The sequence below is a fragment of the Leclercia sp. genome (genome assembly GCF_036780805.1).
Taxonomy (GTDB): domain Bacteria; phylum Pseudomonadota; class Gammaproteobacteria; order Enterobacterales; family Enterobacteriaceae; genus Enterobacter.
This window is the reverse complement of record NZ_DAIQCE010000001.1, coordinates 320,192-331,187: the sequence shown is the minus strand read 5'-3', so window position 1 is coordinate 331,187 and position 10,996 is coordinate 320,192. Positions and strand designations below refer to the sequence as shown.

Sequence of the window (10,996 nt, the reverse complement as noted above, 5' to 3'; positions counted from 1 at the left end):
TCTTAAAATTAGCCTGCGCGAAGCAGCGTTTTTATCTTTTCGTTGCGGCAGAACTGACGTTTGATCTCCACCACCAGCGCATTACGCGACAGCACAATCATCACCGCGAAGGCCAGCGCGCCCGCGGCAACCTGCACCGCCAGCAGCGCCGCCAGCGGCAGATGGCCGTTGAGGGCTAGCCCTAAGCCATAGCTCACCGCCAGCGTGGGCAGCGACAGGTAAAACGGCAGCCACAGGCTCAGAATGTACTGGCGATAGCTGGAACCGAGCACCGGCTTAATCATCACGAAGTAGCTCAGTACGGTGTTGATAATCTGCACCAGCAGGAAGCCCAGCGTTACCCCCATCGCACCGGCCAGATGGCCGCCGATGACAATCGCCGGAATAAACAGGAAAGTCTTAAACACGTTAAATTTGAAGCTGATATCGACGCGGGCTTTGGCCATCAGCAGGGAACCGATCGGGTTACCGACGGAGCGCAGCAGGCCCACCACGCACAGCAGCTGCAGAATGGGCACAATGCTGATCCACTTTTCACCGAATACCAGCGGCACCAGATTGCCGGAGACCACCATCAGCCCCAGCAGGGTCGGGAAGTTAATGATCCCCACCACCGACAGCAGCTTGTAGAAGTTGATCCGCAGCTTTTCCGTGTCGTCCTGAATTTTGGCAAATGCCGGGAACAGCACGCGGGTAATGATCGGGTTGAGCTTCATTGGCGGCACGACCGCCACGTTGTACGCCAGGTTATAGCCCCCCGCCACGCTGGCGCCGAGGATGCGCGCCAGCACCAGCGTCGAGAGGTTGGTATTGACATAGTTGATGATGCTGTCGGCGGTCAGCCAGGCGCCGAAGCGCAGGTTGGATGACACGGAAGAGAGCGAGAAGTGAAAACCTGGACGATAAATCTTGCGGCCAAAGTAGCCGAACAGCAGGGTGCGCACGGCAGAGTTCACCAGATAGCCGAGGATGGCGGTCATCGCCAGCGGCCAGAAATGGGCGCTCACCACGGTAAAGGTAAACCCGGCCAGCACCGCGCTGGTTTCAATCATGCCGATTTTGCTGAACTCCAGCTCCTTTTGCATCAGGGCGCGGAACTGCTGCCCGTGCGGGATCACCACAAAGGCAAACGACAGCGCGCGCATCAGCGGGGCCAGCTCCGGGTTATTCAGTGCGCCAGCGATGGTATCGCTCAGCAGAAACAGCGCCACGAACACCAGCACGCCGAGGCCGACGTTCAGCCAGTAAAGAGTGGTCAGCTCCAGGTGGCTGATCTCCTTGCGCTGAATAATCGAGTTGGCGATGCCGAAGTCCGACAGCGTATCGGCCAGGGCGATGATCACCAGCGAGACGGTCAGCAGGCCAAACTGGTGGTTATCGATAATGCGCGCCAGCACCGTCATCTGCACCAGCCCGAGGCCGATGATAATCACCGTGGCGATAGCCGACCACTTTGCCCCGCTGAGAGTTTTTTCACGTAAGCTCATGTTAGTACGCCGCTTTGTTCACGAAGCCCTTGAAGACGGTGAGAAACACGATTTTGATATCGAACCAGAGGCTCCACTCGCGGATGTACTCCAGGTCGAATTCAATGCGTTTTTCCATCTTCTCGAGGGTGTCGGTTTCACCGCGCCAGCCGTTGATTTGCGCCCAGCCGGTAATGCCCGGTTTCACTTTATGGCGCAGCATGTAGCCTTCAATCAGGGCACGATACTGCTCATTATGGGCCACCGCGTGCGGACGTGGGCCGACAATCGACATGCCCCCGGTCAGGACGTTGATAAACTGCGGCAGTTCGTCGAGGGAGGTACGGCGCAGGAAGTTACCGACGCGGGTGACGCGCGGGTCGTTCTGCGTCGCCTGGGTGACCACCTCGTCGTTCTCCATCACCTTCATGGAGCGGAATTTCCACACCATGATCGGCTTACCGTCCATACCGTAGCGGGTCTGGCGGAAGATCACCGGCCCCTTAGAGGTGAGCTTAACCGCCAGGGCAATGGCGCAGAGCACCGGGGAGATCAGCAGCAGGATCATCGAGGAGAGGACGATATCTTCCACGCGCTTCAGCACCCGGTTGAGCCCGGAGAGCGGCGTGTCATACAGCGGCACCACCGGCACGCCGTTCACCTCTTCGATGCGGGAATGCAGGATGTTAAAGGTGAACACATCGGGGATCAGGATCACCGAGCAGGTGGTATCCGCCAGTTTGTGCATCAGGGTTTTGATTCGGGCCTCGTCGCTCATCGGCATGGCGATGTAGACGTTGTGGATCTTGCCGGCTTTGGCATCGTCAACCAGCTGCGAATAGTTCCCGGCCCAGTCCGCAGAAACGCCGCCAGGCTGCGCATCATGATAAACCCCGACCACGTCAAACCCCAGCCACGGCTCTTTACGAAAACCGTCAAGCAGCGCCATCCCGGCCGGCAGACTCCCGGCTACCGCCACCCGGCGGGTGTTGTAGCCGCGGTTACGCAGCCAGCCCGCGCCAAAGCGGATCAGCGCCCGGCAGACCACCATCCCCACGCTGGTGAGCAGGTACCAGGCAAAGTAGGTGGCAAAGCGGTTATCAAAGTCGTTATTAAAGGCTACCAACCCGAAGCTGAAGACCAGGCTTAAGGTCCAGTTCTGTAACAGCAGCAGGAGCTCGGTGGCGATCTTGACGCCACGCCATGAACGGTAGAAGTCGGTCATCCCGCCGATCATCTGGAACACTACCAGGGCGATCAGCGCCATCAGCAGGTGCATGTAGAGGAAGGGCAGCCCGCTGAGTTTACACACCATCCACAAACCGCCGAACATGATGGTGATATCAGAAAAACGCTGCACCATAGAGATTAACGATGCATTCGTTTTGGCTCGCTCGCGCTTTTTTAGATTTGTCATCGTTGTTCCTGTTTCAGGGCCCCCTCTCCCAACGGGAGAGGGGGAAAGGTTACTGATTCAACAGCGCCATAATGTCCTGCGTTCGCGCCGCCATCAGCGCCGCATCGGCGCGTGATTCCACGTTCAGGCGCACCACCGGCTCGGTATTCGACGAGCGCAGGTTGAAACGCCACTGGGGGAAAGTCATGCTGATGCCGTCGGTACGGTCGATCTCCAGCGCGTGCAGGGCAAAGTGGTTCTCCACGCGGGCAATCGCCTCGGCCGGTGCCGCCAGAGTGCTGTTGATCTCTCCGCTCGCCGGGAAGGCCGCCATGCGGTCACGCACCAGTTCACCCAGCGACTGGCCCTTCAGGCACAGCAGTTCGGTGACCAGCAGCCAGGGGATCATCCCGCTGTCGCAGTAGGCAAAATCGCGGAAGTAGTGATGAGCGCTCATCTCGCCGCCGTAAATCGCATCCTCTTCGCGCATCCGCTCCTTGATAAACGCGTGCCCGGTTTTGGACATCACCGGTTGACCGCCCGCCGCAGCCACCACGTCAACGGTGTTCCACGAGAGACGCGGGTCGTGAATGATTTTCGCCCCTGGGTTTTTCTCAAGGAAGGCTTCCGCCAGCAGGCCGACAATATAGTAGCCCTCGATAAACTGCCCTTTTTCGTCGAACAGGAAGCAGCGGTCAAAGTCGCCGTCAAAGGCGATCCCCATGTCCGCGCCATGCTCAATCACCGCGTTGCGGGTATCGGCCCGGCACTCCGGCAGCAGCGGGTTCGGGATGCCGTTCGGGAAGTTGCCATCCGGGGTGTTGTGGACTTTGATGAAGGTGACCGGCACGTTAAGCGCTTTAAAGCGGGCTTCCAGGGCATCCACCACCGGGCCTGCCGCGCCGTTGCCGGAGTTGATCACCAGCTTGAGCGGCTTGAGGTTCGCCAGGTTGATGTAGCCCAGAAGGTGGTCGATGTAGGCCTCGCGCAGCTCAATTTTTTTATAGCTGCCGCGTCTGGCGTCGTTCACCGGCGGGAAGTCGTTGGCTTCCGCCAGACGCTGCACGTCGCGCAGACCGGTGTCGCCGCTGATCGGACGGGCACCTTCGCGCACCAGCTTCATACCGTTGTAGTCCATCGGGTTATGGCTGGCGGTCACTTCGATCCCGCCGTCAACGCCCAGGTGGAAGGTGGCAAAGTAGATCTCTTCGGTACCGGATAAACCGATATCCAGCACGTCGACGCCCGCATCCTGCAGCCCTTTCGCCAGCGCCAGCTTCAGGGATTCGCTGGTCAGGCGCACGTCGCCGCCCAGCACAATGGTTTTCGGCTTTAAGTATTCGCCGTACGCGCGGCCAATGCGCCACGCAATGTCTTCATTCAGCTCTTCACCGAGCTTGCCGCGAATATCGTAGGCTTTAAAACAGGTTAATTTTTGCATCATTACCCCTTATTCAGGCAACAGTTGGCCCGACCCGGACAGGGCCAATTAAATTATTTGTTTTGCTTCATTCGTAGGCCGGATAAGCAACGCGCATCCGGCAAGCCGCGCTCCGGGGCTAGACCCGGCCGTAGCGATCCTCAAAGCGGACGATATCGTCCTCTTCCAGGTACGAGCCGGAGCGCACTTCAATCAGGTCGAGCGGGATTTTCCCCGGGTTTTCCAGGCAGTGGGTCGCGCCTAATGGGATGTAAATGGATTCGTTTTCACCCAGCAGCGTCACCTCTTCGTCGATGGTCACTTTGGCGGTCCCCGCCACCACTACCCAGTGCTCGGCGCGGTGATGGTGCATCTGCACCGACAAGCCCTCGCCCGGTTTAACGGTGATGCGTTTGACCTGGTAGCGATCGCCCTCGTCGATGGAGTCGTATTTGCCCCACGGACGGTACACTTCGCGATGAATGTGGTGCTCATGGCGGCCATCGGCCTTAATCTGCTCCACCACTTTTTTGACGTCCTGCACCGCGTTGCGATCGGCAATCAGCACCGCATCTTTGGTCTGCACAACCACCAGATCTTTGACGCCGACGGTGGTGACCAGGCCAGACTCGGCGTAGACGTAGCTGTTTTCGGTTTTATGGCTGATCACATCCCCGTGATGGACGTTGCCTTCCGGAGTCTGGGCGCTGATCTCCCACAGGGAAGACCAGGAGCCAACGTCGCTCCAGCCCGCGTCCATCGGCACTACCACCGCATCGGCAGTTTTTTCCATCACTGCGTAATCCACCGACTCTTCCGGGCAGGCGAGGAACGCGGCTTCATCGACGCGGATAAAGTCCAGATCCGGGTCAACGGTGGCCATGGCCTGCTGGCAGGCGTTCAGGATATCCGGGCGGTACTTCTCCAGCTCTTCCAGATAGCGTCCGGCGCGGAACAGGAACATGCCGCTGTTCCAGTAATACTCCCCGCTGGCGACGTAGGCCTGGGCGGTTTCCATATTCGGTTTTTCGACAAACTGCGCCACGTCAAAGGCCAGGCTGTCGCCCTCGCCCGGCGTGACGTTGCCACGGCGAATATAGCCATAGCCGGTTTCAGGCAGATCCGGCACGATGCCGAAGGTCACTAGCTTGCCGCTGTCGGCATAAGGGATAGCGGCGCGCACGGCGTCGCGGAAGGCCTCTTCCTGCTGGATCACGTGATCCGCTGCCAGCACCAGCATCAGCGGATCGCAATCCGGGCTGCTGCGCTGGGCCGCCAGCGCCGCCAGGGCGATGGCCGGAGCGGTGTTACGGCCGGCAGGCTCAAGAATGATGTTTTCGGTCAGCTTGTTCAGCTGACGCAGCTGCTCGGCGACAATAAAGCGGTGCTGTTCGTTACAGATCACCACCGGGCTTTCACAATTCACGCCATTCAGACGGTTGACCGTCGTCTGCAACATGGTGAGTTCCCCTTTCAGGCAGAGGAACTGTTTTGGGTAGAGCACGCGGGAGAGCGGCCACAAACGGCTGCCAGAGCCACCTGCCATTACCACCGGGTACAACGTATTTTTACTCATGATTTATCCCCGAATATCTGCAATAAACTGGCTCAGCACGTTCTCTTTCTCGAGCGTGCGTTCGGCATAGTCACGGGCTACCCTGTTCTCTTTGGGCATAAACAGCGCCTGTTCGATCCCGGCCACCAGCGCGGGAACCGACTCCGGCTCAACGCATACGGCGATGCCCGGCAGGCTGTCGCACAGCTGGCCCAGCTCGGTGTGGGCTTCAGCGGTGATCACCGCGTTGCCGCCCACCGCCAGAATATTGGTCAGCTTGGAGGGCAGAACCGCATCCGCCGCGCCGCGTTTTTGCACCACCAGATGGCAGTCGGCCATCTTCAGCAGCGCTGGTAAAGCCTCGTAAGGCTGCAGCGGCATGAACCGCACGTTCGCCAGGCCACGCTCGCGGGCCATCTTCTCCAGCCGCGCCTTGCCGCCCCCCTGACCGACAATCACAAACTGCCAGGGCTTATCGCTTAACAGCTCTGCGGCTTCAATCACGTTTTCGAGGCCCTGTTTTTCGCCGATATTGCCGGAGTAGAGAATAATTTTTTGCAATTCAGGCAGACCCAACTCTGCGCGCAGCGCCGCCGCATCGGCACGGGTTACGTCACGAAAACGCGCCACTTCCGACCAGTTAGGGAAGAAGATCACCTTTTCCGCCGCCACGCCCTTCTCCTGCGCTTTATTCATCATCGAGCGCGAGATGGTTGAGACGTAGTCGACTTTGTGCAGGCCGCTGCGCTCGAAGGCGCTGGCCAGTTTGGCGACTTTGCCGCCCTTGCCTTTGCCGGCCATGCCCAGACCGAGCATGGCATCTACTTCATAATCCTGAATGTGCAGCAGGGTGCGGGCCCCGGAAAGCTTGCCCAGCAGGCGCATGCCCGGGGTGCAAAACAGGGTCGGCACCACGCCGATAATGCGATCCGGCTTCCAGCGACGTTGCGCCATCAGCGGGAAGAAACTGCTCAGGGCAAAGCTGCCCAGATGAATCAAACGCTTTAAGGTAGAGGGCTTTTTCGGCACATACAGCGGACAACGCCAGACGGTGGCGGCCCCCTCTTCGCGGCGGTAGCGCCAGCTGGAGTAGCGCTCACCCACCTTCCAGTCCGGGTAGTAAGGCGGGGCCGTAATGACCCGCACCTCGTGTCCCTGATCCGTCATCCACTCCACCATCTCGCCGGTATATTTACCGATCCCGGTTAACTCTGGCGAGTAGTTGATACCGTAAATAAGGATCTTCATAAGCCCGGTACTCCAGCATTTTCCAGGAAATAGGCCCGGCTGTTGTCATGCACGTTATCGCTTGCCAGAAGCTGTTCAGGCGTCAACCAGCGATAATCGTCGTGCTGAGAATCAGGCAGACGCAGGTCTGCCTCTTTCACCTGCAGGCGATAACCGATCACCACGTAATGGGTGGTGAAACCGGTACCGGAGAAGTTGTCGTCATAGAAGTGCTGCCAGACCCCGTAGAACTGCCCCGCCGTCATCGGCAGGCGCAGCCCCAGCTCCGCTTGCGTCAGACGCGCAAAAGCATTTTCCAGCGTCTCGTCTTTCTGCACCCGCCCGCCCGGCACGAACCAGTAGCCCTGCGCCGGACGGTTGGTACGTTGCCCGAGCAGGAACTCGCCCCGCTCGTTCTCCACAATCAGATCGATAGAGATCAGCGGAGTGGAACGCACCACAGTGGCAAAATCTTCCTGACTTAAAAACATATCTACCCCCGGAAGCGCTGCTGGTTTTCCAGGAACCACTGGTAGGTGCTGGCCAGCCCGGCGGCCAGCGTTACCTCGTGGAACCAGCCCAGCTGATGCAGACGGGTCACATCCAGCAGCTTGCGCGGCGTGCCGTCGGGTTTGCTGGCATCGAACGCCACGCGCCCCTTGTATCCCACCACCTGGGCGATGGTCTCTGCCAGCTCGCGAATGGTGCAGTCCACCCCGGTGCCGACGTTGATGTGCGACAGCATCGGCTCGGTGTTCTCCTGCCACACCTCGCGGGCCAGCTCCATCACGTGAATGCTGGCGGCCGCCATGTCATCCACATGCAGGAACTCGCGCATCGGCGTACCGCTGCCCCACACCACCACTTCCGGTGCGTTGCTGACGGTGGCCTCGTGAAAACGACGCAGCAGCGCCGGGATCACGTGGGAGTTACTCGGGTGGAAGTTATCGTTCGGGCCGTACAGGTTGGTCGGCATCACCGAGCGATAGTCGCGACCGTACTGGCGGTTATAGGATTCGCACAGCTTGATCCCGGCAATCTTGGCGATGGCGTACGGTTCGTTGGTCGCTTCAAGCGTGCCCTGCAGCAGCTCGCTCTCGGCAATCGGCTGTTTCGCCATCTTCGGATAGATACAGGAGGATCCGAGGAACAGCAGCTTGTTCACGTTATGCAGATGCGCAGCGTGAATGATGTTGCTCTCGATCATCATGTTTTCGTAGATGAAATCCGCCGGGTAGGTATTGTTGGCGACAATACCGCCCACTTTTGCCGCCGCCAGATAGACCTGATCGATGCGCTGTTCGGCAAAGAAGGCCTGTACCGCGCCCGCATCCAGCAGGTTCAGTTCATCACGGTTGCGCAGCACCAGTTCGACGTTGCCGCGCTGTTCCAGCTGGCGGACAATCGCGGAACCCACCATCCCGCGATGACCAGCAACAAAAATTCGTTGTTTGCTCATACTCAGGACTCCAGCGCGATGGCAACCTCGTAGCCATGGGACTTGAGCAGGGAGTGTTTCTTCGCCGCTTCAAGATCGTTGGCAACCATCTCGGACACCATCTCCTGCAGGGTGATTTCTGGCTTCCAGCCCAGTTTTTCGTGCGCTTTGCTTGGGTCGCCGAGCAGGGTTTCCACTTCAGCAGGACGGAAGTAGCGCGGGTCAACCTGGACAATCACATCGCCCGGCTTCACGCCCGGTGCGTCATGACCGGTGACAGAGACCACGATACCCTTCTCTTCCACGCCGGTGCCTTCGAAGCGCAGCTTGATGCCCAGCTGGGCTGCCGCCATCTCAACGAACTGACGCACGGAGTACTGCACGCCGGTCGCAATCACGAAGTCTTCTGGTTTTTCCTGCTGCAGCATCATCCACTGCATTTTCACGTAGTCTTTGGCATGGCCCCAGTCACGCAGGGAGTCCATGTTGCCGAGGTGCAGGCAGGATTCCAGACCCTGGGCGATGTTGGCGATGGCGCGGGTGATTTTGCGGGTCACGAAGGTTTCGCCGCGACGCGGGGATTCGTGGTTGAACAGAATCCCGTTACAGGCGTAGATGCCGTACGACTCGCGGTAGTTCACGGTGATCCAGTAGGCGTACATTTTAGCCACGGCATACGGTGAGCGCGGGTAGAACGGGGTGGTCTCTTTCTGCGGGATCTCCTGCACCAGGCCATACAGCTCGGAGGTGGACGCCTGATAGAAACGGGTCTTCTTCTCCAGACCGAGGAAGCGAATGGCTTCCAGCAGACGCAGGGTACCGATGGCATCCACGTCGGCGGTATATTCCGGGGACTCGAAGGAGACCGCTACGTGGCTCATCGCGCCCAGGTTGTAGACCTCGTCCGGCTGCACTTCCTGCAGAATACGGGTCAGGTTGGAGCTGTCGGTCAGGTCACCGTAGTGCAGGTGGAATTTCGGGTTTGCTGCATGCGGATCCTGATAGAGATGATCCACGCGCTCGGTGTTAAATGAGGAGGCACGACGTTTGATTCCGTGCACTTCATAGCCTTTTTCCAGCAGGAGTTCCGCCAGATAAGAACCATCCTGTCCGGTAACGCCGGTGATGAGAGCGACTTTAGACATGTTTATTTTCTCCAGACTTATCAGAAGTTATTCAGTTTCAACGCGTTCGCGTATCGCCACTGCGGGATTGCCACGGCAAACCTTATTTGCCGGTAGCGATTTAAAAACACTGCTGCGCGCACCAACCACGGTGCCATCACCAATGGAAACACCGGGAGCGACAAAGACGTCGGTCGCCAGCCAGCATTTCTCACCCAGGGTGATGGGCTGCGCATTAATATCAAAATGTTGACTCTTATAATCGTGACTGCCGGTACAGAGATAACACTTCTGCGACACCACTGAATTGGCGCCAATCGAAATTTCACCCAGCGTATATAACACCGCCTCGTCGCCTACCCAGGCGTTATCCCCTAAGGTTAATTTCCACGGGTAGGTAATTTTTACCGACGGTCGAATCACTGCGTTTTTTCCGATTTTTGCGCCAAACAGGCGTAATAAAAAGGCACGCCAGCGGTACATGATTTGTGGCGACCAGGCAAATAACGTCGCCTGTACGGCCCACCACAACTGCACTTTTATACCGCCTGCGCCACGAAAGCCTTTTGGCACAGAGAAGCCACTTAATTCCTGCATCGTATTTCCTTATATTCAGGCTTTGTTATATAAGGCTTTAGTTTTATCCGTCGTTTTCAGACGTAATAAATAAGATAATTCCGCGAACACGCCCGGCATGCGTAATATTTCGCGCTGCACTTTTTTGGCATCCTGACATAATTCCAGATTATTCGAGGTTGACACCCCGCCCATCGAAAATTCAGACACCAGGCCCGGCAGACGTTTAAAGGGATAACCGGCTTTATACATTCTGGCGGTCAGGGCGTAATCCGACGAGACGCGATACTGCAGATCGTACGGGTACGTTTTTAATCCACTTACCGGGAAGAAAATCGCCTGATGGCTGGCCGGCAGGCTGTGATAAATATACCAGCCCGGTTTCGCCGCCCGGCGGACTTTATTGCCGTCACCAAAATCGAGTAAGGCGTCGCCCATGACCATGGCGTTGCCCTGCACTCTGCCGAGCTGGCGCACAAACTGCGCCACATGGTCATGAAAAATATCGCCGGAGTTAAGGAAGATGGCGTAGCGCCCCTGCGCCATATCGATGCCTTTATTCATCGCATCGTATATGCCGCGGTCCTTCTCGCTGACGTAGCGTAAGTTGAACTCACCATTCAGTTTTTCGAGAAACTCTGCCGTACCGTCGTTTGAACCGCCATCCACCACAATCCATTCAAAGCTGAGGCTGGGATCGCGGGCCAGATTGCGCAGCGACCGCCAGGTTTTTACCACGCCGTCAAGATTACGGAAGGCAACAGTAATAACGCTGAGTAACATAAACCACCTCG

10 protein-coding genes are annotated in these 10,996 nt (G+C 58.1%); all 10 read right to left on the bottom strand.

Translation table 11 applies throughout. The annotated features are described in order from the left end of the window. Positions 1-8: 8 nt before the first annotated feature. Positions 9-1,487, bottom strand: coding sequence for a colanic acid undecaprenyl disphosphate flippase WzxC (wzxC, locus tag V7Q49_RS01400; protein ID WP_333848952.1), 1,479 nt, complete (start codon positions 1,485-1,487; stop codon positions 9-11). Between the two features lies 1 nt (position 1,488). Beyond that, positions 1,489-2,883: an undecaprenyl-phosphate glucose phosphotransferase gene (wcaJ, locus tag V7Q49_RS01395; protein WP_333848950.1), complete on the bottom strand. Its 1,395-nt coding sequence runs from the start codon at positions 2,881-2,883 to the stop codon at positions 1,489-1,491. A gap of 49 nt (positions 2,884-2,932) precedes the next feature. Continuing rightward, positions 2,933-4,303, bottom strand: a complete 1,371-nt coding sequence (cpsG, locus tag V7Q49_RS01390) for a colanic acid biosynthesis phosphomannomutase CpsG (protein ID WP_333848949.1) — start codon at positions 4,301-4,303, stop codon at positions 2,933-2,935. Between the two features lie 118 nt (positions 4,304-4,421). After that, positions 4,422-5,858: a mannose-1-phosphate guanyltransferase gene (gene cpsB / locus V7Q49_RS01385; RefSeq protein WP_333848948.1), complete on the bottom strand. Its 1,437-nt coding sequence runs from the start codon at positions 5,856-5,858 to the stop codon at positions 4,422-4,424. 3 nt (positions 5,859-5,861) lie between these two features. Beyond that, positions 5,862-7,085, bottom strand: a complete 1,224-nt coding sequence (wcaI, locus tag V7Q49_RS01380; RefSeq protein ID WP_333848947.1) for a colanic acid biosynthesis fucosyltransferase WcaI — start codon at positions 7,083-7,085, stop codon at positions 5,862-5,864. Then, the gene (locus V7Q49_RS01375; protein ID WP_333848946.1) at positions 7,082-7,555 is read right to left on the bottom strand and encodes a GDP-mannose mannosyl hydrolase; all 474 of its coding nucleotides are present in this window, start codon (positions 7,553-7,555) and stop codon (positions 7,082-7,084) included. The genes wcaI and V7Q49_RS01375 overlap by 4 nt, the downstream gene beginning before the upstream one ends. 2 nt (positions 7,556-7,557) lie before the next feature. Then, the gene (fcl, locus tag V7Q49_RS01370) at positions 7,558-8,523 is read right to left on the bottom strand and encodes a GDP-L-fucose synthase (RefSeq protein WP_142486380.1); all 966 of its coding nucleotides are present in this window, start codon (positions 8,521-8,523) and stop codon (positions 7,558-7,560) included. A gap of 2 nt (positions 8,524-8,525) precedes the next feature. Continuing rightward, entirely contained in the window at positions 8,526-9,647 is a 1,122-nt protein-coding gene (gmd, locus tag V7Q49_RS01365) for a GDP-mannose 4,6-dehydratase (RefSeq protein ID WP_333848945.1), read from the bottom strand. Between the two features lie 27 nt (positions 9,648-9,674). Next, a complete protein-coding gene (gene wcaF / locus V7Q49_RS01360) occupies positions 9,675-10,223 on the bottom strand; it encodes a colanic acid biosynthesis acetyltransferase WcaF (RefSeq protein ID WP_333848944.1) in 549 nt (182 codons plus the stop codon). Between the two features lie 15 nt (positions 10,224-10,238). Further along, positions 10,239-10,985, bottom strand: a complete 747-nt coding sequence (gene wcaE, locus V7Q49_RS01355; protein WP_333848943.1) for a colanic acid biosynthesis glycosyltransferase WcaE — start codon at positions 10,983-10,985, stop codon at positions 10,239-10,241. Positions 10,986-10,996: the final 11 nt, after the last annotated feature.